26 protein-coding genes are annotated in these 26,483 nt (G+C 30.3%); 3 read left to right on the forward strand and 23 right to left on the reverse strand.

Going from position 1 to position 26,483, the window contains the following annotated elements; all coding sequences use genetic code 11:
* Window positions 1-76 precede the first annotated feature (76 nt).
* The 13 genes from mfd to OREMA_RS0105515 form a co-directional block, all read right to left on the reverse strand.
* The gene (gene mfd, locus OREMA_RS0105455) at window positions 77-3,562 is read right to left on the reverse strand and encodes a transcription-repair coupling factor (RefSeq protein WP_018248273.1); all 3,486 of its coding nucleotides are present in this window, start codon (window positions 3,560-3,562) and stop codon (window positions 77-79) included.
* 150 nt (window positions 3,563-3,712) lie between these two features.
* Window positions 3,713-3,934, reverse strand: coding sequence for an anti-sigma-F factor Fin (locus tag OREMA_RS17210; RefSeq protein ID WP_018248274.1), 222 nt, complete (start codon window positions 3,932-3,934; stop codon window positions 3,713-3,715).
* Entirely contained in the window at window positions 3,931-4,302 is a 372-nt protein-coding gene (locus OREMA_RS0105465; protein WP_018248275.1) for a hypothetical protein, read from the reverse strand. The genes OREMA_RS17210 and OREMA_RS0105465 overlap by 4 nt, the downstream gene beginning before the upstream one ends.
* Window positions 4,303-4,450: 148 nt before the next feature.
* Window positions 4,451-5,005, reverse strand: coding sequence for an aminoacyl-tRNA hydrolase (gene pth, locus OREMA_RS0105470; RefSeq protein WP_018248276.1), 555 nt, complete (start codon window positions 5,003-5,005; stop codon window positions 4,451-4,453).
* Window positions 5,006-5,141: 136 nt separating this feature from the next.
* Window positions 5,142-5,771 (reverse strand): 50S ribosomal protein L25, encoded by a 630-nt coding sequence (locus OREMA_RS0105475; RefSeq protein ID WP_018248277.1) that lies wholly within the window; start codon window positions 5,769-5,771, stop codon window positions 5,142-5,144.
* A gap of 129 nt (window positions 5,772-5,900) precedes the next feature.
* Entirely contained in the window at window positions 5,901-6,845 is a 945-nt protein-coding gene (locus tag OREMA_RS0105480; RefSeq protein ID WP_018248278.1) for a ribose-phosphate diphosphokinase, read from the reverse strand.
* Between the two features lie 55 nt (window positions 6,846-6,900).
* Entirely contained in the window at window positions 6,901-8,241 is a 1,341-nt protein-coding gene (glmU, locus tag OREMA_RS0105485) for a bifunctional UDP-N-acetylglucosamine diphosphorylase/glucosamine-1-phosphate N-acetyltransferase GlmU (protein WP_018248279.1), read from the reverse strand.
* Window positions 8,234-9,094, reverse strand: coding sequence for a hypothetical protein (locus tag OREMA_RS0105490; protein ID WP_018248280.1), 861 nt, complete (start codon window positions 9,092-9,094; stop codon window positions 8,234-8,236). The genes glmU and OREMA_RS0105490 overlap by 8 nt, the downstream gene beginning before the upstream one ends.
* Before the next feature lie 390 nt (window positions 9,095-9,484).
* Window positions 9,485-9,889 carry a MerR family transcriptional regulator gene (locus OREMA_RS0105495; RefSeq protein WP_018248281.1) on the reverse strand — a complete coding sequence of 135 codons (405 nt, stop codon included), beginning with the start codon at window positions 9,887-9,889 and terminating at the stop codon, window positions 9,485-9,487.
* Between the two features lie 27 nt (window positions 9,890-9,916).
* Complete coding sequence (gene purR, locus OREMA_RS0105500) at window positions 9,917-10,741, reverse strand: pur operon repressor (RefSeq protein ID WP_018248282.1); 825 nt, start codon at window positions 10,739-10,741, stop codon at window positions 9,917-9,919.
* Window positions 10,742-10,839: 98 nt separating this feature from the next.
* Window positions 10,840-11,598 carry an NTP transferase domain-containing protein gene (locus OREMA_RS0105505; protein ID WP_018248283.1) on the reverse strand — a complete coding sequence of 253 codons (759 nt, stop codon included), beginning with the start codon at window positions 11,596-11,598 and terminating at the stop codon, window positions 10,840-10,842.
* Between the two features lie 20 nt (window positions 11,599-11,618).
* Entirely contained in the window at window positions 11,619-12,500 is an 882-nt protein-coding gene (gene ispE, locus OREMA_RS0105510; protein ID WP_018248284.1) for a 4-(cytidine 5'-diphospho)-2-C-methyl-D-erythritol kinase, read from the reverse strand.
* Window positions 12,501-12,583: 83 nt separating this feature from the next.
* The gene (locus OREMA_RS0105515) at window positions 12,584-13,816 is read right to left on the reverse strand and encodes a hypothetical protein (protein ID WP_018248285.1); all 1,233 of its coding nucleotides are present in this window, start codon (window positions 13,814-13,816) and stop codon (window positions 12,584-12,586) included.
* Window positions 13,817-14,173: 357 nt separating this feature from the next.
* On the opposite strand from OREMA_RS0105515, the gene OREMA_RS0105520 reads away from it, so the two are divergent.
* Window positions 14,174-14,677: a L,D-transpeptidase family protein gene (locus tag OREMA_RS0105520; RefSeq protein WP_018248286.1), complete on the forward strand. Its 504-nt coding sequence runs from the start codon at window positions 14,174-14,176 to the stop codon at window positions 14,675-14,677.
* A gap of 63 nt (window positions 14,678-14,740) precedes the next feature.
* A complete protein-coding gene (locus tag OREMA_RS0105525) occupies window positions 14,741-16,417 on the forward strand; it encodes a ribonuclease J (RefSeq protein WP_026188920.1) in 1,677 nt (558 codons plus the stop codon).
* A gap of 34 nt (window positions 16,418-16,451) precedes the next feature.
* Here the strand turns inward: OREMA_RS0105525 and OREMA_RS0105530 are convergent, their stop codons facing one another.
* Window positions 16,452-18,101, reverse strand: coding sequence for a DUF3794 and LysM peptidoglycan-binding domain-containing protein (locus tag OREMA_RS0105530; protein WP_018248288.1), 1,650 nt, complete (start codon window positions 18,099-18,101; stop codon window positions 16,452-16,454).
* A gap of 143 nt (window positions 18,102-18,244) precedes the next feature.
* Here OREMA_RS0105530 and OREMA_RS0105535 point away from each other — a divergent pair, with 143 nt between their 5' ends.
* A complete protein-coding gene (locus tag OREMA_RS0105535; protein ID WP_018248289.1) occupies window positions 18,245-18,649 on the forward strand; it encodes a hypothetical protein in 405 nt (134 codons plus the stop codon).
* A 67-nt stretch (window positions 18,650-18,716) separates the two neighbouring features.
* Here the strand turns inward: OREMA_RS0105535 and OREMA_RS0105540 are convergent, their stop codons facing one another.
* From OREMA_RS0105540 to OREMA_RS17225, 9 genes are all read right to left on the reverse strand, one after another.
* A complete protein-coding gene (locus OREMA_RS0105540; RefSeq protein WP_018248290.1) occupies window positions 18,717-19,106 on the reverse strand; it encodes a hypothetical protein in 390 nt (129 codons plus the stop codon).
* Window positions 19,107-19,414: 308 nt separating this feature from the next.
* Window positions 19,415-20,611 (reverse strand): IS256 family transposase, encoded by a 1,197-nt coding sequence (locus tag OREMA_RS0105545; RefSeq protein ID WP_018248291.1) that lies wholly within the window; start codon window positions 20,609-20,611, stop codon window positions 19,415-19,417.
* 238 nt (window positions 20,612-20,849) lie between these two features.
* The gene (locus tag OREMA_RS0105550; RefSeq protein ID WP_018248292.1) at window positions 20,850-21,455 is read right to left on the reverse strand and encodes a hypothetical protein; all 606 of its coding nucleotides are present in this window, start codon (window positions 21,453-21,455) and stop codon (window positions 20,850-20,852) included.
* Between the two features lie 205 nt (window positions 21,456-21,660).
* On the reverse strand, window positions 21,661-22,497 hold the full coding sequence (locus OREMA_RS18235) for a hypothetical protein (protein ID WP_018248293.1): 837 nt from the start codon (window positions 22,495-22,497) through the stop codon (window positions 21,661-21,663).
* Window positions 22,498-22,746: 249 nt separating this feature from the next.
* On the reverse strand, window positions 22,747-23,910 hold the full coding sequence (gene ltrA, locus OREMA_RS0105560; RefSeq protein WP_018247545.1) for a group II intron reverse transcriptase/maturase: 1,164 nt from the start codon (window positions 23,908-23,910) through the stop codon (window positions 22,747-22,749).
* Window positions 23,911-24,717: 807 nt separating this feature from the next.
* Window positions 24,718-25,122, reverse strand: a complete 405-nt coding sequence (locus OREMA_RS19180; RefSeq protein WP_018248294.1) for a hypothetical protein — start codon at window positions 25,120-25,122, stop codon at window positions 24,718-24,720.
* A gap of 122 nt (window positions 25,123-25,244) precedes the next feature.
* Window positions 25,245-25,532, reverse strand: a complete 288-nt coding sequence (locus OREMA_RS0105570) for a hypothetical protein (RefSeq protein WP_018248295.1) — start codon at window positions 25,530-25,532, stop codon at window positions 25,245-25,247.
* 101 nt (window positions 25,533-25,633) lie between these two features.
* Window positions 25,634-25,876 carry a hypothetical protein gene (locus OREMA_RS0105575; protein ID WP_018248296.1) on the reverse strand — a complete coding sequence of 81 codons (243 nt, stop codon included), beginning with the start codon at window positions 25,874-25,876 and terminating at the stop codon, window positions 25,634-25,636.
* A gap of 104 nt (window positions 25,877-25,980) precedes the next feature.
* Complete coding sequence (locus OREMA_RS17225; protein ID WP_018248297.1) at window positions 25,981-26,256, reverse strand: hypothetical protein; 276 nt, start codon at window positions 26,254-26,256, stop codon at window positions 25,981-25,983.
* Between the last annotated feature and the right edge of the window lie 227 nt (window positions 26,257-26,483).

Consider the following 26,483-nt stretch of genomic DNA (forward strand, 5'->3'; position numbering starts at 1 on the left):
ACCTTAAAATTAAAAGGCTCATTCATCCCCTAAGACAAGCACAAGGGGTTTTCTGAGCCTTTCCTTATAAAATAATTTAAGATGACAAAAAATCTAATAAATCTGTTATACAATTAACTTTTTCTATATCATTTAAACTATTGATATTAACTTTTATTTTAGGCTTATTACTAGCTATAAACTTCAAATTTTCAAACCTTTGTCCCATATCCACCAATTTTTCCCCCGATAGTTTATGATCTGATGAAAATTCAAACTCTAAAGTTTGTCCCTTTTCCTTTATTTCTAACAGAGATAGCTCCCTTGCTTTCACTTTCATTTTAGCTAATTCTAATAAAATTACTACCTCTTTATGCAACTGACCAAACCTGTCTTTTAGCTCTTTATTTAATCTATGATACTCATGAATATCTGAGATAGAATCAATCTTTTTATAAATTTCAATTTTTTGCTTAGAATCATTAATATAATCATCTGGAATATAAGCATTTACCTTTAATTCTAACAATGTTTCTAACTCTTCTTCTACATCTTCATTCTGTAATTTATTAACTGCTTCTTCTAATAATTTACAGTACAGAGAAAAGCCAATAGCTTCAATATGACCATGTTGTTCAGGACCTAATATATTACCGGCTCCTCTTATCTCTAAATCCCTCATAGCAATTTTGAAACCTGAGCCTAAAGTCGTAAACTCCCTAATAGCTTTTAGCCTCTTTTCTGCCAATTCTGATAATATACGGCCTTGATTATATAATAAATAGGCATAAGCAATTCTATTGGTCCTTCCTACTCTTCCCCTTAATTGATAAAGCTGTGATAAACCTAATTTATCAGCTTCATTAATAATAATAGTATTAACATTCGAGATATCTAAACCAGTCTCGATAATAGTTGTACAAACTAATATATCATAATTGCCTTCTAGAAAGTCTACCATTAATTTTTCTAATTTCAACTCACTCATTTGACCATGAGCTATTGCCACCTTAGCTTCTGGAACCAATGCTTGTATTTGAGCAGCGATCTCTTTGATATTCTTAACCCGGTTATGGACAAAATAAACTTGTCCCCCTCGACTTAACTCTCTATTTATCGCATCTTGTATTAAAGTATCTTCATATTCTCCTACATGAGTTCTAATCGGATACCTATTTTCAGGAGGAGTTTCTATCAAACTTATGTCTCTAACTCCAACAAGGGACATATGTAAAGTTCTAGGAATTGGAGTGGCAGTTAAGGTAAGCACATCAACACTCTCTTTTAATCGCTTTAATCTTTCTTTCTGCTTTACACCAAAGCGTTGTTCTTCATCTACGATAACTATACCTAAGTCTTTAAATTTTATATCTTTAGATAACAACCTATGGGTACCAATAACTAAATCAACTGTACCATTCCTCAAACCTTCAATGGTTTCTTTCTGCTCATTAGCTATCCTAAATCGACTTAATACTTCAACATTAATTGGATAATCAGAGAAACGATCTGTGAAATTATTCCAATGCTGTTGTGCTAATATAGTAGTAGGAACTAAAAATACAGCTTGCTTCCCATCCATTATTGCTTTAAAAATAGCTCTAATAGCTACTTCAGTCTTTCCGTAACCAACATCACCACACAATAGTCTATCCATAGGCTGCTTAGATTCCATATCATTTTTAACAGCTTCGATTGCTTTTAGCTGATCAGGTGTCTCTTCATATAGAAAAGCTTCTTCAAATTCCTGTTGCCAGACAGTATCTTCACCAAAAGAATAGCCTCTCTTTAACTCCCGTTTTGCATATAATTCTAATAATTCTTCTGCCATCTCTTCAACAGATTTCTTAACTCTTGCTTTAGCCTTATTCCAACTATCTCCATCCAATTTATGTAACTTAGGTTCTTTATCCTGTAACCCTACATATTTTTGAATTAAATCCACTTGATCGGTAGGAATATATAACTTATCATCATTGGCATAAAGTAGAACCAAATAATCTTTACTTTTACCTTGGACCGTTAGAGTTTTTATACCTAAATATTTTCCAATCCCATGATTTTCGTGAACTATATAGTCACCTTCATTTAAATCGGTAAAAGAGGATAGCTTAACTCCTTGATCAAAAGCTTTAGACCTTCTTCTTTTTCTTTTAGTCCTCTTTAAGATTTCATTTTCAGTATAAAAGACAAAATTAATTTCAGGTAAAATAAAGCCATTAGATAAATTAGATTTAGTTAAAAGAATATTACCTACCTTTAATTCATCTTTAATTTCAGAAATAACAACAGAAGGTAATTTCTCCTCTTTTAATCTCTCTTTTAGTTTTTCAGCTTTACTAAGATCAGATAAAGCAATAACTATTCTATACTCAGCTTTAAAGTATTCCTTTAGTTTATTTATAAATAGATTTACCTTCCCAGCGTAAGACTCTAACCTTTTACTATTAAATTCTAAATTAAATTTAAAATCTACAAAATCTATCTTTTTACTTATTGGAGACATATAAAATTTATAATTTTTGATATCATAAAAAAATTCGTTAAAATCTAAAAATAACTTATTATAACTCGATAATACTCTACCTTGTTCTAATAGATTTGAATAATTTTCACTCATACTAGATAAAAAATTAATAGCTGCTTCTTTAACCTTAGCTGGATTATCAAAGATAATGGCCCCTTTAAAATAATCTACTAATGTAGCAGAATTATAAAAGTAGCCTAAATATTGTCGGATTTCAGGAAAAATAATCCCTTCTTCCAACCTTTCTAGATCATACTTAATTTTTTCTTTTAACTTTTGAGCGCTGTCTTCAGAATGATTTTTTAGTTCTTCTTCTAGATCAGCTTTAATCTTTTCTATATTTTTATTAATAATGCTTTCCGACAATATAAATTCTGATGCTGGCCCAAATTCTATTTTTGATAATTCTTTATTAGATAACTGTGTTGCTAATTCAAACTCTCGAATAGATTCAATTTCATCACCAAAAAGTTCAAACCTAATTGGATTATCATAAGTATAAGGGAATATATCAACCACTCCACCCCTGATACTAAATTGACCTTTAGCCTCTATCATCTCTAACCTTTCATAACCTATCTCCCTTAGTTTTTGACTAAAAGCTTCCACTTCTAGTTCATCGCCTATCGAAAATTCTACTAAGAATTCCTTATAAATATCTGGAGGAATAATAGCTTCTAATAAAGTTTGTATTGATGATATGATTACTTTCTTTTCTCCACTTACTAATTTATTAAGTACATTCAACCTCTCAGTCTTAATAGTATCTTCAATTTCTAAAGATTCATAAGGTAAAATTTCTATTCCTGGAAAAATAAAAACATCATCTTCTGGCAGCAACCTAATTAAATCCTCATAAATATTATCTGCTTTCTGCATAGAAGAGGTGATAATTAACAAACCATCTTCTAATTGAGACTTTAAATTACTAATAAAGAAATTTTTACTGCTATCAGCTAATCCTAGAATCTCCCCTTCAATTTTGGAATCATAATAATTTAATAATTGCTTTAATTTTTCTGAATGATCAAAAAGAGTTAATAAGTTATCTCCCATCTAGATCTACTCCTTTAAAACACAATTACATAGCTAGTCAATATTATATTGACTAGCTATGTATAAAACTATGTGATTATTATTTATAAAAAGCCATATACAATAACACAAAAGGGTCTTAGGATTACCTAAGACCCTTTATATTAGATCTCAATGTATCTGCTGGCTATGTATTAATTGTAACCAATCATATTCCTGATTGCATTCTTCACAGGTTAAGTCAATATACATGACATTATCTTCTATTTTAATTATATCCCCTTTCTCTTCCTCAGTCAAGACATTTAGCCCTAAGCTCTCTTCATTAATACTTATATCTTCTAAAGTTTCAATTATCTTTTGGCATTTGTGACATTTATAAATTATCTTCATACTATTATCCTCCCTATCAAGTAATTCCAGATACTATGAACTAGAGCCGAGACTAAAATAGCCAATAATAACTTATCTGTTATAGTCCAAATAAACAAAGTTATATAAGCAAAGAGAAGGTGACTTAAAATTGCTGCAAATGCAGCAATTTTATTATCAACAAAATCAAATATTCCTTCTATAAACCCAAAAATCAAATGAACAGTTATTAATTTTCCGCCTAATAAATAGTAAAATCCCGTTTTTAAAAATTCCTCTAATATAGGAATAATATATACTATAACCCCGTTCCCAAACCTAGAAACTAAGTAGTGATTAAAAACAAAGGCAAAGTAAGAAGCTAAAAGTCCCGTAAATAATGTTCTCATAATCTAACTCCAAACTTAAATAATATCTTAATTAATCTTTAATAAAAGATATGCTTAATGGTTAATGTAGTAAATAACTTCTTTGATTAGTATGACCCCAAATATATCTAAATATACAAAAGCCTGAGATTAAATCTCAGGCTTTAACTCAATTATATTTATTCATTACATCATTTAAATCACTTTCTAAATAAAGTTTGATAGCTTCTACAGCTTCTTCTAAAGTTTTATTAACCTTTTTTGATTCTTCTCTACTAAATTTCCCTAAAACATAATCTGTAACAGTACCATATTCAGGGCGACCTATACCAACTCTTAATCTAGCAAATTTTTTCTGCCCAAGATGGTCTATGATAGATTTAATTCCATTATGACCTCCATGTCCACCTTTAGGTCTTACTCGAATCCTTCCTACCTCTAAGTCTAAATCATCATAGATAACCATTATATCTTGAGTATCAATATTATAATAATCAGCTAAAGCTCTTACTGATTGTCCACTATTATTCATAAAGGTTTGTGGCTTTGCTAATATGACTTTTTCCCTTCCAATATGTAACTTAGCAACTAAAGCTTGTTTTTCCTTACTATTTACATTAACTACATATTCTTTAGCCAGGCTATCTATTACCATAAATCCTGCATTATGGCGAGTTAAATTATATTTAGCTCCCGGATTACCTAAACCTACTATCAGCTTCATCTTCTCACCTCTATTAATCAAATATTATAAATTTCTACAGATCGAACTACTTATAAGAAATAATTATTTTAATTAATATATATAAAAGAAGGCGTAATCAAAATTGATTACGCCTAGAATAAGTAATGTAAATTAATTACTCTTCATCTGCCTCTTCTTCTTCTGGTTCTTCACCAATTACTTCTGGTTCAGTAACTTCTTCTTCTTCTTCTGGTTCAATAACTGCTTCTGGAGCAACTACTGTAGCAACTGTTTCACTTTCATCAGTTAAGATAGTAATATCTCCAGCATCAATCTCACTAACATTTAAAGATTGTCCTATATTTAGTTCAGTAACATCAACTTGAATGTTTTGTGGAATATTTGTAGGTAAACATTCAATTTCAATTTCTCTAAGGATTTGTTCTAAAATACCGCCTTCTCTTGTACCCATAGCAGTTCCAACTAATTCAACTGGAACTTCAATAGTAATCTTTTCATCCATATTAATTCTATATAGATCAACGTGGAATAAATCACCTTTTACTGGGTGACGTTGTACATCTTTAACCATTACAGTTTCAGTATCACCATTATCTAAAACTAAATCGATAATAGCATTTCCACCGATTACCTTACCAGTTTCTTTAGCATTTAATTTTAAATTAACCGGCTGACGGTCAAGTCCATAAACAACACCCGGAACTAAACCTTCTCTTCTTAACTGACGAGCAACACCTTTTCCTTTCTGCTCTCTAATATCAGCCTTAAGTTGTAAACGTTCCATTACTACCCTCTCCTTTTTTAAAGTTTCTCATAAATGTTATTATACCATTTTTATTTTTAACTATCAATACTATTAGTTATTTGTGATTAATCATTATTTAATCCTCTATTTATAAGTAATTAATAGCTATTAGAACAATACACTAACTGGTAAATCTTTGTGAATTCTTTCAATCCCTTCAGCTAATAATGGAGCTACTGATAATACTGTTAATTTATCCATTACTTTATCATCAACTAAAGGTATTGTATTAGTAACCACTAATTCTGTAATTGGTGAATTTGATAATCTTTCTACTGCAGGACCAGAAAATAATGGGTGACTACAAGTTGCATATATCTCTTTAGCACCTCTATCTTTTAATGCTTGAGCAGCATTAGTAATTGTCCCTGCTGTATCAATCATATCATCTACTAGAATCACAGTCTTGTCTTTAACATCACCAATTATATTCATAACTTCTGATACATTAGCCTTAGGCCTTCTTTTATCTATAATAGCAATAGAAGTATCTAATTTATCAGCAAAATCACGTGCTCTTTTAACTCCGCCAATATCAGGAGCAACTACAATTACATCCTCCAGCTTCTTTTCTAAAAAGTAATCAGCTAACCTTGGAGCACCAAAAAGATTATCTACTGGAATATCAAAAAAACCTTGAATTTGACGAGCATGCAAATCAATTGCTAACATACGATCTGCTCCAGCCTCAGTTAATAAGTTAGCAACCAACTTAGCTGTAATTGGATCTCTTGGTTTAGCCTTTCTATCTTGACGCGCATAGCCATAATAAGGAACTACTGCAGTAATTTCTTTGGCAGATGCTCTTTTTAAAGCATCAATCATAACCAATAATTCCATCAAATTGTCATTAACTGGTGGGCAAGTTGGTTGAATTACAAACACATGGTCTCCTCTAACACTATCTTCAATTTGAACACCAATTTCTCCATCGCTAAAACGACTAACTTTAGCATTTACTAATTCTGTACCTAAACAATCACAAACTTCTTTTGCTATTTGGGGATTAGCATTACCTGTAATAACTTTCAATTCATTGGTATTTGACGGCATTTAATATAGACCTCCTATTAATATTATATACTTTATATTAATTATAAATTAATAACTATTCAATTGACTTAGCCGGTACTCCAACAACAACATCTCCATCTTTTACATCTTTTGTAACTACCGCTCCAGCACCAGTAGTTGCATTATCACCTACTCTAATTGGAGCAATCAGAGTAGAATCACTTCCAATAAATGAATTATCTCCAATAACAGTACGATGCTTTTCTTTTCCATCATAATTAGCGGTAATTGTTCCAGCACCTATATTAGTATCTGTCCCAATAGTAGTATCACCAATATAACTCAAATGAGGGATCTTACTTTTAGACCCAATTTCTGAATTTTTAACTTCAACGAAATCACCTATCTTAACTTCTTTACCAACTTTACTACCTGGACGCACATATGCGTAAGGACCAACTATACTACTATCACCTATCTCACTTTCAATTATAGTCGATGATTCGATATTAACCCTTCTTCCGACATAAGAATCTACAATTCTACATTGAGGGCCAATAGTTACTTCTTCATCAATACTACTTTCTCCTTCTATAAAAACAAAAGGATATATAATTGTATCTTGACCAATCTTAACTTGACTATCTATATATGTATTTTCAGGATCAACAATTGTTACACCCTGTTCCATATGCTTTCTACAAATTCTATTTCTTAAAACTTTTTCTGCTTTAGCCAAATGATTTCTTGTATTAACACCTATAGTCTCTTGGTAATTATCTATAGATAAAGCTGTAACTAAATTACCTTCTTCAGCTAAAATACCAGCAACATCTGTTAGATAATACTCACCTTGAGAATTATCTGTATCTAGCTTATCTAAAGCATCTAGTAATAATTTATTATCAAAGCAACAAATACCTGTGTTAATTTCATTAATTTTAGCTTCAATGTCAGTAGTATCTTTATCTTCAACTATTTTCTCGACAAAACCTTCTTGATCTCGAACAATTCTACCATAACCACTTGGATCATCTAATTTAGTAGTTAAAATAGTAACTGCAGCCTCTTCTTCTTGATGATAAGTAATTAAATTTTCTAGTGTCTTCTCAGTTAATAAAGGTGTATCGCCATATAAGACTAAAACAGTGCCCGAAAAATCAACTAATTCATCTCTAGCCTGCATTACTGCATGCCCTGTACCTAGCTGCTTATCTTGTTTAATGAATTTCATCTTACCCTCTGTTTGCTTCTTAACCAATTCAGATTTATATCCTACTATTACAATATTATTGGTAGGCTCTAATGTATCAGCTGTATCTACTACATGTTGTACCATACTCTTTCCTGCTACTTTATGTAATACTTTAGGCAACTTAGATTTCATCCTTGTTCCTTTTCCTGCAGCCAGAGTAATTGTTACAAGATTATTCATTAATCTTCCTCCTTAAAGAAATAGAATCAAATTGTATTAAATCCCAGGTCTCTGGTCGAACAATATTATTTAACTTTATCTTATCCTTTACCTCTGGCACACTGCCAGTCATAAAATACTCACGAGCATAAATAGGATAAATCGCATCCTTTAATCCATACTTAATAAAAAGATCTAAGTTTTGATAAGCATTAAAGAGTCCAATTGTATTATCTGCAAATATACTTTCGATAATATTATCTAAACTTGCACCACCAATAATATTAGCCACATTACTTTTTCTTATCATATGCATTGTATCATCATAATTATGTAAAGGTTTTAATTTAGCACCATAAGCCTTTTCTAAAACAGTTATATCACAATTAAAATTATGACCTACAAAGATATCAGGCTGAACCAAAGTAATTATATCCATCAAAATATTTATACCCTCTTTTATATCAACCGATGGGGCTATCTCATCATTAGTGAAAATAATACCCGTCTTCCATCCTTTTTTACTCTTAATAGCATACTGAATTGAATCCAAGTCACTCCATAAATATTCAGTATCAATACACATTATAACTTCTGACTTAGGTTTCTTGCTTAAATTAATATCAAACTTAGGTTTGGTTAAGCGCTGATAAGTTTTATCTAACTCTTTTAATTGTGCTAAAATTTTAGAATCTTTATTCTCAATATTGATTACCTTAGCTATCCTGCTTAAAGAAGCTTTCTTAAAATCATATTCTGTAGGAAAAGTTTGTAACATCTTTTTTAACCTTTTTCCTCTACCTAAAATTACAGCTAATTTATGTTCATAAAGTTCATCTTGATATAGCTCATCTGTATCGAGATAAATCTTCATAATAACTCCTTCCCTAGATACAGGATATAAATAATAAGATAATCCCATAAAATTTACTGATATTAACTGCCGAATTTAAATATATTTGTTGAATATTAATAGCAATTAAGTCTGCTTCAAAAACATATTATATGTTAATAAAATAAACAATGGAGTACTTACCCCATTGTTATAAGCAAAATCATAAAATATATTAAGTAGATTTATTGCTAATTAATCACAGGTATTATAACAAAGAGAAATTATACTGTCAAGCTTATTATATGTATTTTAAATCTAAGTTATCCTATATATAAAAGATGCTTCTTCTAATCTAAACTATAGAAATTAATTTCTAAATTTATAATATTTAAATCTATATAATAAACCCCCTTGCCAAAAACAAGAGGTTTAATCTTTTTTATTTTCCTTTTTATCTAAAATTTGTAATAGTTGTGCACGATCAGAAACTGGATATAAAGAAGTTAATCCTTTTTTTCCTCTATTAAATTTATTTAAAGGACGACCATCATAAACTGCTTTAGCTTTTTTCTTTTTATTCTTTTTCCTGTTTTGACTAACAGTACCTAGTTTTTCTTTAATACCTGCTATATTTAAGCCCTTAGCTAACATTTCTTTAATCTCTTTTAGCTTTTCAATATCATTTTGAGAATAAATTCTTTGGTTTCCTTTCGTTCTAGCAGGCTTTATTAACTCAGACTCTTCATAATATCTAATCTGTCTTCCTGTTAATCCAGTCATTTCTTTTACTACACCAATAGAATACAAAGGTGTTTCAGCATCTAATTCAGACATCATCATTCCTCCTTCAGTATAGAAAATTTATTCTAAGTTAGTAACCCAATCACTAGGCTTTACAATAATTTTTTGATTTATTTGATCAACCTCGTCTAATACTACTAAAGAAGTATAATCTTCAACTAATTTATCTTGAGGGGTAGAAGTTTCAACTAGTACTCCTAAATCTAATACTTCTGCTTTAAACTCAGCCATTAAGTCTAACATCCCTTTAGCAGTTCCTCCAGCTTTCATAAAATCATCAATGATAATTACTTTTGAACCTTCTGGTAAAGCTCGACGAGATAATGACATAGTCTCAATTTTCTTTGAAGAACCAGTTACATAATTAATACTTACCACTGAACCTTCTGTAACACGACTGCTTTTTCTAATACTTACCAAGGGTAAATTTAAGGCTCTAGCAGCCATAAATGCAATAGGTATCCCTTTAGTCTCCATAGTAATTATATATTCAGCACCTAAATCAGAGAATTTAGTTGCAAATACTTCTCCTATCTTATCCATTAATCCAGGATTGAATATTAAATCTGTCATATATATATATCCCCCAGGCAAAATACGCTCTGGGTCAGATAAGTAAGAAGATAATTCATTAATAACATCTTTAATATCTTTAACTCCTTTATCTGGAATAAATCTAACTCCACCTGCTGCTCCAGATATAGTTTCTACTTTTCCCATTTTCTCTAATGAAAAGACCCTTTTTATTATTGATAAGTCCTCACTAATAGTAGATTTAGCTGCATCAAAACGTTCAGTAAAATAATTTAAAGAGATCAATTTATAAGGTTGATCTGTTAAGATTTTAGTGACTGCAACTATTCTTTCACTGCGTCTCATTTTCATATTAAATATCCGACACTCCTTCCGAACATTATAGCCGAATTTGATATTAAACTTTACAACATAACATATTATCATTAATTACTAGCTTTGTAAATAGGTTAATTACTTTTTATATCCGAACTTAAGTATAATTCTTCTATTAAGTTAAAATGTTCTGGCTTATCTATATCAAATCCAACTTCTGGGTAATCCAAAATAATAGCTTTGCCAGTATATCCAGTTAATTTATAGATCTCTTCTTCAATTAAGTTAATAGATAGATTCCCAGACAATAACTTAATTATAAATTTAAAACCTAATAAATATGCTAGTTTCCATGGTTTTTTACGCCAATTTAATATCTTACTTAATATATCCTCTTGTCTTAAAAGAACTTCATTATTAACTAAGAAGATATTACCACCTGTAAAGACTCCTTCCTCAAGTGTAAAATATGTTCTCTTGCTATTTGGAAAACTAATTTCCATAAACTCTTTTCTAATAACTGGATAATAAAAGGCTGCTTTATCACCATCACATTTTGCTAAAAATTGGTGAATTGCTTCAACAGTAATAAGAGGAATATCGGCAGTAAAAATTAAACTATAAGGACTTTTTGCTGTCTGCAACCCTAATTTAATATTCTCTAATAATGAGTTTTGACAAGGAATAAACTTATCAATTTTCTCTTTACTCATCTCTTCTGGACCTACTACTATAATATTATCTATTAAATCTGTATCATCTAGAGTATCTAATAAATATTTTATCATTTCTTTGCCATTAATTTCAATTAAAGCCTCATATTTTTCTTTACTAATTTTCGATAAATCACCATTATTTTTGGCCCCTGCTAAAACAATAGCGTCTATACCCATTGATATGCCTCCCTATTAGTTTAAATTTCTTCTATTCCTTTATTGTTAGTCTTGGTAACAACTATATGATGTTTATTATCTAGCTCTTGTTCTAATATATTTTTGACTTTATTTGCTTCTTTTATCCCTCTGACAAATCCTAATACTGTAGGACCACTCCCAGACATTAATGCTTTTGAAGTTAAACTATCTACCTTCTCTTTTAACCTCTTCACATCAGGATAACGTTTTAATGTTACATTTTCTAAAAGATTAGAACTCCATTTTATAATAAGATCGCTTCTTTTATCTTTTAATCCCTCTAAAACTTTATCTTTGTTTGGATAAATATTAATTTTATGCAAATCTAGATTCCCATATACTTCAGCTGTTGATACTTCAAATGGAGGATTAACAAGAACTAAATATATTTCTGGTGCTTGATCTAATATCTTAAGTTCAGTTCCTATTCCTGTTGCAAGTTGAGTTCCCCCATTAATACAAAAAGGAATATCTGCTCCCAAATCAGCTGCTCTAGTAGCCAATTCTTCTTTGCTTAAATTTAAACCCCATAATTGATTAATAGCTACTAAAGTAGCAGCGGCATTACTGCTACCACCTGCTAAACCTGCTGCAACTGGTATTCTTTTAGTTAGATTGACCCTAATTCCCTCGCATATACTAAATTCACCAAATAACATCTTAGCTGCTTTATAGATCAAATTAGAGTTATCAGTTGGAACATCAGGATGATCTGTTATGATTTCTATTCCTTTTTTTATTTTACTAAAAGAAAGTTTATCTGATAAGTCAATAGTCTGCATAATCATTTCCACTTCATGGTATCCATCTTTTCTTTTAGCTAATACATCTAATGTTAAATTTATTTTTGCATATGATTTTAAATCTATATTATCTACCATTATATTCACCTCTTAATTTATACTACATATATAGGTAGTTAGTCATTTTAATTTAAATTCCTCCTTAAATAAGAATATAGCCTTTAAGATTCAAAAATATAACTTATATTTTGAGGAATATTTTTAATTTTAGTTAAAATAGACCTAATTATATAGACAGGAATACCATAAACATAAGCTACTGCTATTGCTAAAAGAATACTCTTTAAATCTTCCTTCTTTTTAATTAATCTATAAACTGCTATAATTGGAAGTTCATCTGATCCATCAAATAAAATTATATTACCATCATTAATGTAAACTGCCTCTTGACATCTTTTAATTTGTCTTTGAATTAATGTGTTATCTTTAGAAAAACTACAATATATAGATCTTTTAATTTTAGGTTCTCTTATCAAACTACTTGCTTTAAGCTTATCTATATCTAATATTAAACACCCATCTTTTTTTAACAGCTCAAATATCTTTATTTCCATTATATTAGAAATTATATTACTCAAATCGGAAATTACCAAAATATTATTCCAATTGACCATAAATTCTTTTGACTTAATTGCCCCCTTTTGAATATTAAAAATGGCAGTTTCAATTTTTTTATCCTTCAGAATAGAACTCTCACCTAGATGCTGGTTTGGCATATCTTCTAATCCTATCCCAACACCTGACTCTGCTAAAATTTTGGCTATTATCTTAGTTGTAATATCACCCTGATCTATAATTGAAATAATTGGTATTGCTTTTGGAGTAAGTTCTTCTAAAATTTTTTGAGAAATATTCTTTATAATTTCCGAATCCAAACTATGATATCTTCTAAAATCAGGGATTGCTCTTATATCTATAATACCTTCTCCTTCTGCTAGAGGAGCAGAAATATTAAAAGATTTTAATTTTACCTCAGCAATATTTAGATCAACCATCCTCACTGCCTTAATAACAATTTTCTTAATGCTATCATTGACCTTATCAATAGATACCTTTTGATTTGAAATATTATTTTTCTCTTGATAATACTTATTAACAGTAATTAAATCATTATTTAGAACTAAAAAATTATACTCTATTCCTGTCCCCATCAAATTAAGATCACTTGCTAGAGGTAGTCCAAATTTTAATAAGATTTTCTTTAATAAAGATTTATTAGAAATAATATTAAGGGCTACAGGCGAAGTATTATCATTAATAACTCCATCACTTATCAATTTGCTATGCTTACCATAACCTAATTGAATTATATCCTTGTCTATCCTTATCACAGGAATATCTTCTTCACTGGCTATAGAAATTATTACTTCATTTAGTAAGCTATTGCTATTCATCTATTTTCCTCCCATTTTCATTTATCGCTATATTTTATCCAATTTGTGGTTTTTGATTCGATTATTCACTTAAAATAAATTTAATATATATCCAGACATGGATCAAAATTTAAATATGTCGTTATAGAAAGATAAAGCGACAGTTTCGGAGTTAGGCGTTAGGAGCTAGGACATAGAAAGATCTTACTAACTCCTATGACCTATCACCTAGCACCTAAAAGTGTCTCTTTACATCCATTAAGTCTTACTTCCAATTCAAATATCTGCATAATAATTTTTTATCTCAGATATTATTAACTCATCGATACAAATATTAATATATTATTAATAAGATCATGACATAAAGGAGGTAAATATATGGCTAAAATTTTAATTGTTCTAAATGAAAGAATGTTATATCTATATCAAAATAATAAGATTATCTCATCTTTCCCTGTAGCAATTGGAAAAGAAAGTACACCTACACCAACAGGTAATTTTTCCATTATTAATAAGACTAAAAATCCATATAATAAAGCACTAGGTAGTAGATGGATGCAATTCACCCATAAAATGCACGGAATCCATGGTACTAATAAACCTTGGTTAATTGGTCAAGCAGTTTCTCATGGTTGTGTCAGGATGTATAATAAAGATGCAGAGTTTGTTTATAAGCGAATTGACATTGGAACACCTGTTGAAATTAAATATAATCATAATAATTCTAGAGGATTTCTGTATTATACTGTCAAAAATGGAGATACTCTTTATAAGATTGCTAAAAATCATAATACAACTGTTAATAAATTACTAAAAATTAATAAACAGATTAAAAATAAAAACTCTATTTATCCTGGACAGCTAATTAAAATACCTGATTGATACTGTACTTCTGATGGATTAAAGAGTATAATTATGTATATAATAATAGTTGAGGTGATATATATGATTAAAAAACCTGAACTCTCTATTATCCCTTTGGGCGGTAGAGGGGAAATCGGAAATAATATGATGTTGATCGAATACAACAATGAAATTTTAATCTTAGATTGTGGTATTATGTTTCCAACAGAAGATATGCTTGGAATAGATCTAGTAATGCCAGATATATCTTATCTTATAAAGAACAAAGATAGAATAAAGGCAATGTTGATTAGCCATGGACATGAAGACCATATTGGAGCAATCCCTTACTTTTTACGAGAGATAAGTAATATCCCAATTTACGGCACAAAATTGACTATCGGAATGATCAAAAAGAAACTAGAAGAAAATCGTCTATTAAAAGAAGCTAAACTAAGAGAAATATCTGCCGGAGAAGAAATATCTTTAAATCCTTTCCAAATAAAATTTGTTAAAGTAAACCATAGTATTCCTGATGCAGTTGCCATGGGGATTAAAACTCCTTCAGGTACTATAGTCTATACCGGAGATTTTAAATTTGACCAAACTCCGATTAATGAAGAACCTACAGATTTTAATGGTTTAACTAAACTAGGAGAAGAAGGTGTGCTTGCCCTATTATCAGATAGTACTAATGCTGAACATAAAGGATATTCTATATCTGAAAGAGTTGTAGAAGAAAATATTAATGGGATCTTTGAGAAAGCTAAAGGGCGGATTATTGTAGCTACTTTCTCATCTCACTTAGATAGATTACAACAGATTATTAATGCAGCCTACAAAACTGGTCGTAAGATAGCAATCTCTGGCCGCAGTATGATTGCTAATACCAAAATTGCTAAAGAATTAGGTTACTTAAACTTTCCTGATGATATGTTAGTGGAAATTAGAAAAGCTAATAATCTTCCTGATCATAAAATTGTCTATATGATGACTGGTAGCCAAGGAGAAACAATGGCTTCTTTAACTAGAATTTCCCGAGGAGATCATAGACAAATTAACCTTCATAAAGGTGATACTGTTCTATTATCAGCAACTCCTATCCCAGGAAATGAAAGGTCTGTAGGCGAAACAATTAATAAACTCTTTGAAAAAGGAGCCAAAGTAATCTATGGAAGAGAGTTAGATGTACACGTATCTGGGCATGCTTATCAAGAAGAACTAAAGATGATGATTAATATGATTAAACCAAAATATTTTGTACCAGTACATGGTGAATATCGTCATCTTTATCACCATTCTACCTTAGCCCAAGAAGTAGGCATCCCAGAAGAGAATATCTTCATTGCTAAAAATGGTAGTAGATTAAATGTTAGCGAAGATAAAGCCTATTTTGCTTCTTCTATTTCAACTGGTAAAGTTTTAATTGATGGTACAGGTATTGGTGATGTAGGTAATATAGTACTAAGAGATCGTAGAATTCTATCAGAACATGGTATTATAATTGTAGTTGTTACAATTGAAAGTAAAACAGGAAAGGTATTAGCAGGTCCTGATATTATCTCTCGTGGCTTTGTTTATATGAAGGAGTCACAAGAGTTAATTGAAGAAGCTAAAAGCCGATTAACTAAAGCCTTAGATGAATGTCAAGAGAAAAATATTACAGATTGGTCTACTCTAAAAACCAAAATTAAAGATCCTTTAAGAGACTTTATCTATAATGAAACTCGTAGAAATCCAATGATTATGCCAATCATTATGGAAGTTCCAAACAAATAAAAAAAGCTGTAGGATTAATCCTACAGCTTTTTATCTATCCTCTAGGTCCATCGATTATACATCTTGGTATAATTAACTTCTGACCTATTTCTAAAACATCTGGATTAGAAATATCATTAGCTTCTACAATTGCATCTACTGTTGTTCTATAGCGGCGTGCAATTTTGTATAAAGTATCACCTGGTTGAACTACATAAATAACTCTTGAAGGACGTTCACATTCATCTTGATCAACAACAGGAGATACCACTACTATATCTGTTACAATAGTGAGCTGTCTAAAGTTGGTAACCTTAGCAAATTTACTTAAAGTAACCACTAAATCTACAGTCCTAGAACTAGTTCTAGTAGCTCTAACTTTTTTGATGATTACATCCTTGTAACAAGACATTCCTGCTTCTGCTTCAGGAATATTTACAAAGTTATCAAAGGATCTCTCATCATGGAAGTAATGAACTGGTTGATCATCATATTCTTCTGGATCTAAATCAGGAGTTGGTGCTGCTACATAAAGAATTCCACCCTTGATATTACCTGTAATTAAAACTCCACCATCTTCTACTTCGCAAGCTACATCCTCTAATTGAGCACTAGCTTCTAAAATTCCACCTTCCTCAATATTAGGTTTATTAGTTGGTACAATAAGTTCTTTAGTCACAGTTTCACCAACTGTATTCTCACCTATTACTTCTTCTACTCTAAGCAAGGCTTCTTCAACTTCAACTCTATCACTATCAATTCCAGTAACAACCATAATCTGGCGTGGCTCTAAAACTTTAACGAAAATTTCCACTACAGCTCTTACCTCTACTACTTTAGCCTCTCCTGCATCATTTTCTCTAACAGTATAATCCCATCTTTTAACATTAATATTAGTATAGGTTGTCATACCTTCTTCTGCTCCAGGAAGATCAACCACTTCACTAATATCAAAAGTTCCTTCAGCAAAATGTACTGGTTGATTATCTTCTAAAGCTACATACATAATACCAGCTTGGAATTCACCATCAACAATAACACCACCATCTGTAACAGTAGCAGTTTCATTCTCTACTAATCCTCCAGTGACCTTGAGAATCCTTTCGATTTCTGGCTTATTTGCTGGTACATCTAAAATCCCCTCTACAACAACACTATAGGTATCCTCAGCAATTACATTTTCAATCCTCAATAATTCCTTCTCAACCAACTCTTTACGTATTCCTGTGACATCACTGATAATAGTTATCTGGCGATAATCCAATACTTTGACAAACTTTTTAAGAACTACTGTAACATCTACAATTCTATTTTCATCGGGATCAAAACTATAACTAGCTCTGATAATATCTACATCGACATATGCACTCATATCTTCTTCTGCTTCTGGAATGTCAACAAAGTTAGGAATTTCTATTTGGTCATGGAAATAATGTACTGGCTGATCATCATATTCTTCTGGATCTAAATCAGGAGTTGGTGCTGCTACATACATTACCCCAACTTCAATTGTAGTAAGAATGTCTACTCCACCATCTTCTACAGTATAATCTACATTTACTACCTCAGTATTAACTTCTAATACACGCTCTATATTTGGTTTCTCACCTGGAACTTCAAGCTCTCTAGTCTGGGATTCTCTTACTGTATCTTCTCCAATTACATATTCAACTCTAACTTGTTCCTCTTTGAAATTAATTGCCATCTTATTCCTCCTTCCTTTTACTAAACTACCTTCATTTATAAATATATGCGACACAATTAAAAATGTGCATAATAGCAACTTACAATTATTGGATAATAGTATCTTGATAAATATTCATATACATATAATAAGGAGGTGATTTTATGACTTTAGGGTATCCTGATGAAATATTACCATATCCAGCAGTTGAATATATTCCCCTTGATATTGATACAAAATTATTTAAAACAAATTTAAATAATAAACATAAAACCAAACTATACATCTTTAATAACCCTAACGATGCCACCAATATATTAAATAATTTTAATATCAACTATAATCTCAATAATATATCTTTTTCTAATAATTTATTAATACTATTAATAGGTTTAAAAGCAGAAGATATTTATTATCGCGGCTATAATGTACAGATAATTGGCAATCCAATACCTAATAGTTGTCATTTATTTACTATAACCAATAAATATTTTTATAAAGATAAGTTAGTATTTAACTTTTTTACTTCTGATGGAGAAAAAATAATATCAGAGAGCTACCAATTATAATTGGTAGCTCTCTGATATTAAATCCAAATAAAATATATCTATCTAAGTTAAAAATATTATATTTTAACTACCCTATATAAATAGCAGGATTTATATCTATCTTATTTCTTCCTATTTCTTCACCTGCTAATGTAATAACCCCTTCACTTGTCTTTGGAGTGAATTGTTTATTTGCAATAAGCTTACTAATATCAAATAATAATATAAATTCTCCATCATCACTATTTCCAATATGAGAAGGGCTTACCCCTTTTCCCAAAACCTTATCTCCATGCCTTTCAACTCCAAAAAATCTAATCTCTTTGTAATCGATATCATAGTCATTAACCATAATAGATAAATAACCTGGAATCTGTTCTTGAGCAGAATTAAATAAATAAGCAATTTGAATATTAATTTCTTTTCTCATTCTTAATTCATACTTTTTAGGTAACTTAATTGGTCTTAACAATTCCATTCTATATCCTCCCTATTAATTCTTTTTAATTTAAAAAATCAGCTATATTATTATAAAAAACTTAATTTATAATTATAGAGCAATCTTAAAGGCCAACTATTTATTATATTAGTTAACCTAATATTTTGTTAATACCAGACTTACTTAACCATCATAAATTCTTTTATATTATTAATAATATGTCTATAGATAATAGAATATAATCAATTATAAAAATAAATTAATCCCCAATTATTATCATTCTAAAAACTATCTCTGTTCAAATAAATTGATGATGTCAAATGTTTTGTGTAAATAGATTTAAGAAATCATTGGTATCTCTCTTTAAAAAGTTGAATAATGTCATCCTTAGCTTGCAAAAAACCTTTCATTCGTCGTTGAGACCAACGGTCATTATAATTAATAACTGTAAGATAAACTAATTTTTCTGCTGCTGTTATATTTGGTAAACTATTGGTGGGTTTAAGTCTTTTCTTAATTTCTTTATTAGTTCTTTCAATCCAGTTTGTAGTATATATAGATTTTCTAATGGATTCTGGATATTTATAAAAAGCTAAAAGATCATATTTATCATCTAACCAACTATCAGTTACTTCTGGATAAATTGATTGCCACTTAGCTATAAACTCATTTAAAGCTTTTTCAGCTTGCTCTAGAGTCAAAGCTTTATAAATAGGCTTTAAATCATCCATAATATCTTCTAGATGCTTTTTACGAACCTTTGAAGCAGTATTGCGTAATTTATGAACTACACACCTTTGGATATCAGCTTTAGGAAATACTTTTAAAAATGCATCTCTTAAGCCTGGTAGACCATCAATAACACCAAGTAATACTTGTTGAACACCTCTAGATTTTAATTTAGATAATTGTTCTTCCCAAACACTAGCAGATTCAGTAGGTGCTATATAAAAATCAAGGATTTCTCTATATCCTTCTTCATCAATGCCTATAATAACATAGATTGATTCATTATCTACATGGTCACGACGAACTTTAACACTTGTTCCATCAATAAAAATTACACTATAACGTTCTTTCAACTTTCTATTACGCCATTTTTCAATTTCTTCAATGGCAATGTCAGTTATATTGCTAATAGTAGACGGTGAATAATGATGACCATACATTTTTTCAATAACATCAGCAATATCTCTAGTCGAAAGCCCTCTAGCGTACATCATTACAATCATCTCTTCTAAGAGTTGATCACGTGTTTGATGAGGTTGAAAAAGAGCAGTATTAAATTCACCATTACGATCTCTAGGTATATTTAAGTTTTCAATTTTACCGTATTTAGTGTGAAGACCACGATTATATGAACCATTACGACTATTTCCTGAATTATTACCTTTAGTGTTGTATTTTTGATAGCCTAGAAATTCAGTAATTTCACTTTGAAGTAATAGTTCTAAAAAGTTTTTAATTAAATTTAATAAAAGACTGTCTAAGTTGTTATCTAAATTTTCTTGACCTGATAATAGATTTTCTATTATACTATTCATAGGGAATCCTCCTTAAGGTTGAGTTTTGTTTGGGATAACAATTATTTCAACCATTTTAAAGAGGATTCCTTTTTCTGTTTTAATTCTTAATGTCCTCAGGACATTTACACACAATATTGTACACTATCAATAAATCCTTTCTTTAATCTAAGTTAACAAAATAAAATGAGTTATCTTAAAAAGATAACTCATTTCTATCAAATATTAAGAAACTTATATTATTATTTATCAATTATATCTAACAATCATCTCTAGGAACAACTATAGCAGCTATACTCTTAATTGGAATAATAATCTTATTACAAAACTCCCCTTCACAAACTACTAAAATAATAAACTTGTTATCTACTACCTTACATAAACAGCCAGTCTGTGCACAACAACAATCTACACCATCACATGCTCCTCCAGATTTAAGAATTATAGTGACTAACTGATCATCAAGTGATAATCGCTTTAATCTCCCTATCAATTTATAACCGTCTTTTTGGTCTCTACATCTATCTTCTTCTCTGTCTCTACATCTATCTTCTTCTCTGTCTCTGCATCTATCTTCTTCTCTGTCTCTGCATCTATCTTCTTCTCTGTCTCTACATCTATCTTCTTCTCTGTCTCTACATCTATCTTCTTCTCTGTCTCTACATCTATCTTCTTCTCTGTCTCTACATCTATCTTCTTCTCTGTCTCTGCATCTATCTTCTTCTCTGTCTCTACATCTCTTTTTATCCTTTTTCTTCATCTTCTTATCTCTCATTCTTTTCATCATTTCTTTCTTCTTTTCTTTTATCTTTTCCATTAAATCTTTCTTCTTTTTCTTCTTCCTTTTCTTGAATCTTCTACACATATACTTACCTCCTTTCTTGATTAACTACTACATAATATGGAAAATTATTATAAAGTGTTAAATAAATATTTAATAAAACTTTAATTTACCAAAAATGATTTATTAAACTCTTTGATTTACTTTCTTTAAATATTCAATATATGCCCTTAAACATAAAAACACCTCAGCTCTAGAGGTATAATAACAAAAACTAAATATTAAGCATTTATAGTACCTTTAAATGCTGTGATTCATCTTTATCTGAATTATCTTTTAAATCATCAGCTTGATTATCCATTTCATTTACCTTATCTAAATCATAATCTGAACTTTTAATTTTTTCAGCAGCTGGTGCATCTACCTCTTTTTCATCATTATGAACATCTTTTTCTACTTCTTCTAAATGATCATTAATGCTCTGTTCTGTTAATTCACTTTTAGTATCTATTCCCTTCTGGTCATCTTTCTTCTTTCTTTTATTATTGTCACTAGATAATTTAATAGCTGATATTTTATCAATAGGTATTTTAATTTTATCTCCTTCATCAACTATGATAATAAAATCATTGTAAACACCACATAATATTCCAGAAATCTCACAACATTCACTCCCTGATACAATAATAACATCTATGTAATCGAAGTTTTTCCAATGTATATCTAATTCTTCTTTGAAAAGCTTACTCTTTTTACTTATATTTATATTTTTAGTTTCAACTTCTCCATTTTCTAAATCAGCTAACTCATTACTAATAAATTCTTTAAGTTCACTTTTAATATTTTCTACTTCTTTTTTGCTCACCTTTTCTTTCTCCCTTCTAAATTTTCTCCTATTTGTACCTAAACTATTTTTTGAATTTGAACTATTAGTCAATTCATTTAAAGTATTTAATAAGTCTATAACTTCTTTCTCTGTAATTCTAACTTTATTATTCCTAGAAAAACTATTCAACGATGGAATAGGGGAATTAGAGCTTGATTTAGATTTATTATTTATTAAATCCATCATGATTTCTTCTAATAAACCTTCTAATTCCTCCGCTTCCTTTAAATCCAATTCCATAATTGTCACCTCTTTAAAATAAGTTAATAATTCTAAAAAATAATTTTTAACCTTGAAAACAACTCATAATATTTTATATTATGTAATGCAATTATAATCTGTTAATAAAGTAGGACCAGCCTCACGGCTGGGACCCCTTGTCAAACTGTACGTACGGTTTTCCCGTATACAGCTTTCGGTTATTGGTGCTCCTTATCAGAGAGTAAGTCTTCGACTCTATGTTACCATAGATGTATATTTTACCCTTAATTAGAGCACATCAGTAAGTAATGATTGAAGTCCTTTATCTCTTAGATAACTATTTGAAAAGCGATAATTTTGATACATTATCGCCTTTTTCTTTTCGATAAACGAACGCATTCTCATTCTAATCCATTTATCCAACCTCGTAAACAAAGTCTTCACATTTCCTATCTTGAAATAGTTACCCCAACCTCTCAAAACTGGATTTAATTTTGCAATTATTACTTCTACAGGAAAAGGTCTAGTTCTTCTAGTAATCTTTCTTACTTTGTTTTTGAATTTTGTTATTGCTTTATCTTTAGGTCTCTTGTATTCAGAATGGTGAAATTTGAATCCTAGAAATTCAAATCCATCATAAAAGTTAGTTACTACCGTCTTACGAGGATGAAGTTTCAACTTCAATTCATCCTCTATAATTTTACGGGTAACTTTTAACGCTCTCTTTGCTTTGCGCTTATTTTTAGTTAAGATTACAAAGTCGTCAGCAAAGCGGACTATTTTGTAACCTCGACGAGTCATTTTCTTATCAAAGTAATGTAAATAGATATTAGCTAATAGAGGAGAGATGACACCTCCTTGAGGTGTCCCTTCTCTAGTTTCTTCTCTACCTTCTTCAGTCATAACTCCAATTGTCAGCCATGACCTGATAATATCTAATACCCAACCATCACTTATATATTCCGCTATAAAATCCATTAATAACTCATGGTCTATAGTATCAAAATAAGATTTAATGTCTGCGTCTACCACCCAGTAGTAACCTTGTTCTTTATATTTCTCTATCTTTTCTATCGCATCGTGAGCAGACCTATTAGGTCTGAAACCAAAGGAACATTCACAAAATTCTCGCTCAAAGTATATTTCTAGTACTTGCCTCACTGCTTGTTGAGCAATTCTATCTTTGATTACTGGAATACCTAGTGGTCTCTTTTCTCCATTTCCTTTGGAAATGTACGTCCGTAACACTGGTAATGGCTCGTAAGTATTCTCTATCAGCTGTCTATGAAGTTCTCGCATATTCATCTTGTAATTATTTTTAAACTCTTCTATGCTTACATTATCAACTCCACCACAGCCACCATTATCCAGTACTTTTTGTCCTGCAATATATAAGTGAAATTTCTTTGTGATTTTATCCTTCAAACTATATAGAGTTCGAAATTTTAACACCTATCCTAACTTCACTACTTACTAGTTCTTCCTGTCTCACCTTAATATCTTAATCCCTATATTCATAGCACTCCTGAGCACGTCTCTAAGCTCTCACCAATCGCACCTCTCAGTTTACCATTACTTAGGTTATGGTGTTCTCTAGGTTATCCATACTTTACAGTTATGATTTCCTGTTTGTAATTCTACTAGAACCCACTATAGTACTAGTGTTTAAACCACTCAAAATTAAGATATCATTAGTAATCAAATCTTAAACTTCAATAACCTAGATATCCTTCGCTATAATCAACTTTCGTTGATTTTTTTTTCACTACTATGATATCTTCTGAACTCTAATATATCATCACTCTGGCTTTCCTGTTGGAGTTATACCATCACTTATCTCTATAGATTTCTATAAAGAATTATATTAGAGATTCCCTCGGTCAATTACGTAAACCCTACAATCATTCCGACCCTAATCACACCTAGTTTTCTAACATGGGCACTTCCAGTTACACGTATTTACCAGCGCTACCTGTCTCTCCTTTGTACAGAGCCCCAAGCTAACATTGGACTTCCCCGTTTTTATGGCGGGTCGCCAAAGCTAAATGCCACCTCTGGTTCACATATTGTTCCGGACTGATTGCTCATCTCAAACTCTTCAGATTCTACCTCACGGTAGACACCCTGCTACTGTTGATTTCACACACCGTACTGGCGAAAACAGCATGGATAGGATTTTCACCTACTGTTTACTAAATCTACGAGGCACACATAAAAAAAGAGGTAGTATTACCACCTCTTAAAATAAATATGTTTAAATTAATCTTCTTCAATAACCGCTGCTATAGCATCTATTGGAATAAAGATCTTTCTTCCACTAGCAATTAATAAAATCAGATCTCTTCCTAATTGGCATAAAAGTCCTTCATAAGCACAACAACATTCTACTCCATTGCATCTTCCTCCAGACTTAATTATTATGGTTACAAATTCCCCTCTTAAATCTTCTAATATTTCTTCAAAATCCATACCTTTAATACATTCCATCGACTCTAATTTTTCCATTTCTTCTCTTTTCTCTTTTTCCTTCTCCTCTTCAATCATTTCAATCTCTTCTTCTCGCTTTGAAATCACATTGGCTAATTTCTGTAAGAAATCCTTTTCATCAATATCAATGTCCAAATTATCAAAGTCAATATCAACTTCATTGGACTCTATATCCATACTATCCCTCCCTTCTATTCTAAAAGAGACTTAATAAAACACTATATAATATGTCTATTTATACTTAGATGTTAACAAATTAAAGGTAATAAAATTTTATTACCTTTAATTTGTTGCTTATGCTAACAAGCTTCAATAATTGCTGCTATTGCATCTACTGGAATAAAAATTCTCTCTCCATCATCAATTAAAAAGATAAAATCACTACCTATACTACATAAAAGACCTTCCCAAGCACAACAACACTCTACTTCCTCTTTGTTACCATTTTCACTATGACATCCACAGCCATATTCTTGATCACATGTGCCTCCAGATTTTACTATAACAGTTACAAACTCACCACTTAAATCTTCTAATATATCCTCAAATTCATTATCATTCATACATCCTTTATTAAACTCAGACATATCTTCCCCCCCTTTCATTTAAGCTAATATATACTATGAATATATGTAGCAATCTGTTAATAAAAAAAGAGGTAGATAAAAACTACCCCTTTAAACATTAATTAGCAATCTTCAATAATTGCTGCTATTGCATCTACTGGAATAAAAATTCTCTCTCCATCATCAATTAAGAAGATAAAATCTCTACCTACACTACATAAAAGACCTTCCCAAGCACAACAGCAATCAACACCATCACATGCTCCTCCTGATTTTACTATAACAACTACCTCTTCTCCTGATAAATCTTCTATTATATCAGCAAATTCAACATCATTTTTACAACCACTTTGAATTTTAGCCATCTCTTTTACCTCCTTTCAAATTTAGTTAATACATAATATGATTTTTATCTAAACTTTGTTAATAAAAAAGAGGTAGATTAAAACCTACCCCCTTTAAAAATCACTTAGCAATCCTCAATAATAGCTGCTATTGCATCTACTGGGATGTAGATCTTACCTTCTTCACCAATTAGTAAAATAAAGTCTTCTCCTATGCTACATAAAGTTCCTTCCCAAGCACAACAGCAAACAACATCATCACATGCTCCTCCTGATTTTACTATAACTACGATATTTTCACTTATTAAATCCTTAATTATATCTGCAAAATCAACATCTTTTTTACAGCCACCATGTCTACGATCATCTTCATGTCTGCGCATTCCTTCAACTTCATCCATATCTCTCACCCTCCTTTCTTTAAACTAATACATACTATGACTTAGTAAACAAATCTGTTAATAAAATTTAACTAATATATTTTTGATCAAATAATTTAATATAAGCTGCCTTAATTTCATCAATATTAAGATCTTCCATCTTGGCATATCTCTTCTTAGAAAGGCTATTAAATAGAGAATATAGATGTAAATTATAGTAAATGTATATATTAACCATAATTATATAT

The sequence above is a fragment of the Orenia marismortui DSM 5156 genome (genome assembly GCF_000379025.1).
GTDB lineage: Bacteria > Bacillota > Halanaerobiia > Halobacteroidales > Halobacteroidaceae > Orenia > Orenia marismortui.

Excerpts from the sequence above, each read along its gene's own strand:
- mfd (WP_018248273.1), bottom strand. The coding sequence starts at position 3,562 with ATGGGAGATAACTTATTAACTCTTTTTGATCATTCAGAAAAATTAAAG.
- OREMA_RS17210 (WP_018248274.1), bottom strand. The coding sequence starts at position 3,934 with ATGAAGATAATTTATAAATGTCACAAATGCCAAAAGATAATTGAAACT.
- OREMA_RS0105465 (WP_018248275.1), bottom strand. The coding sequence starts at position 4,302 with ATGAGAACATTATTTACGGGACTTTTAGCTTCTTACTTTGCCTTTGTT.
- pth (WP_018248276.1), bottom strand. The coding sequence starts at position 5,005 with ATGAAGCTGATAGTAGGTTTAGGTAATCCGGGAGCTAAATATAATTTA.
- OREMA_RS0105475 (WP_018248277.1), bottom strand. The coding sequence starts at position 5,771 with ATGGAACGTTTACAACTTAAGGCTGATATTAGAGAGCAGAAAGGAAAA.
- OREMA_RS0105480 (WP_018248278.1), bottom strand. The coding sequence starts at position 6,845 with ATGCCGTCAAATACCAATGAATTGAAAGTTATTACAGGTAATGCTAAT.
- glmU (WP_018248279.1), bottom strand. The coding sequence starts at position 8,241 with ATGAATAATCTTGTAACAATTACTCTGGCTGCAGGAAAAGGAACAAGG.
- OREMA_RS0105490 (WP_018248280.1), bottom strand. The coding sequence starts at position 9,094 with ATGAAGATTTATCTCGATACAGATGAGCTATATCAAGATGAACTTTAT.
- OREMA_RS0105495 (WP_018248281.1), bottom strand. The coding sequence starts at position 9,889 with ATGTCTGAATTAGATGCTGAAACACCTTTGTATTCTATTGGTGTAGTA.
- purR (WP_018248282.1), bottom strand. The coding sequence starts at position 10,741 with ATGAAAATGAGACGCAGTGAAAGAATAGTTGCAGTCACTAAAATCTTA.
- OREMA_RS0105505 (WP_018248283.1), bottom strand. The coding sequence starts at position 11,598 with ATGGGTATAGACGCTATTGTTTTAGCAGGGGCCAAAAATAATGGTGAT.
- ispE (WP_018248284.1), bottom strand. The coding sequence starts at position 12,500 with ATGGTAGATAATATAGATTTAAAATCATATGCAAAAATAAATTTAACA.
- OREMA_RS0105515 (WP_018248285.1), bottom strand. The coding sequence starts at position 13,816 with ATGAATAGCAATAGCTTACTAAATGAAGTAATAATTTCTATAGCCAGT.
- OREMA_RS0105520 (WP_018248286.1), top strand. The coding sequence starts at position 14,174 with ATGGCTAAAATTTTAATTGTTCTAAATGAAAGAATGTTATATCTATAT.
- OREMA_RS0105525 (WP_026188920.1), top strand. The coding sequence starts at position 14,741 with ATGATTAAAAAACCTGAACTCTCTATTATCCCTTTGGGCGGTAGAGGG.
- OREMA_RS0105530 (WP_018248288.1), bottom strand. The coding sequence starts at position 18,101 with ATGGCAATTAATTTCAAAGAGGAACAAGTTAGAGTTGAATATGTAATT.
- OREMA_RS0105535 (WP_018248289.1), top strand. The coding sequence starts at position 18,245 with ATGACTTTAGGGTATCCTGATGAAATATTACCATATCCAGCAGTTGAA.
- OREMA_RS0105540 (WP_018248290.1), bottom strand. The coding sequence starts at position 19,106 with ATGGAATTGTTAAGACCAATTAAGTTACCTAAAAAGTATGAATTAAGA.
- OREMA_RS0105545 (WP_018248291.1), bottom strand. The coding sequence starts at position 20,611 with ATGAATAGTATAATAGAAAATCTATTATCAGGTCAAGAAAATTTAGAT.
- OREMA_RS0105550 (WP_018248292.1), bottom strand. The coding sequence starts at position 21,455 with ATGTGTAGAAGATTCAAGAAAAGGAAGAAGAAAAAGAAGAAAGATTTA.
- OREMA_RS18235 (WP_018248293.1), bottom strand. The coding sequence starts at position 22,497 with ATGGAATTGGATTTAAAGGAAGCGGAGGAATTAGAAGGTTTATTAGAA.
- OREMA_RS19180 (WP_018248294.1), bottom strand. The coding sequence starts at position 25,122 with ATGGATATAGAGTCCAATGAAGTTGATATTGACTTTGATAATTTGGAC.
- OREMA_RS0105570 (WP_018248295.1), bottom strand. The coding sequence starts at position 25,532 with ATGTCTGAGTTTAATAAAGGATGTATGAATGATAATGAATTTGAGGAT.
- OREMA_RS0105575 (WP_018248296.1), bottom strand. The coding sequence starts at position 25,876 with ATGGCTAAAATTCAAAGTGGTTGTAAAAATGATGTTGAATTTGCTGAT.
- OREMA_RS17225 (WP_018248297.1), bottom strand. The coding sequence starts at position 26,256 with ATGGATGAAGTTGAAGGAATGCGCAGACATGAAGATGATCGTAGACAT.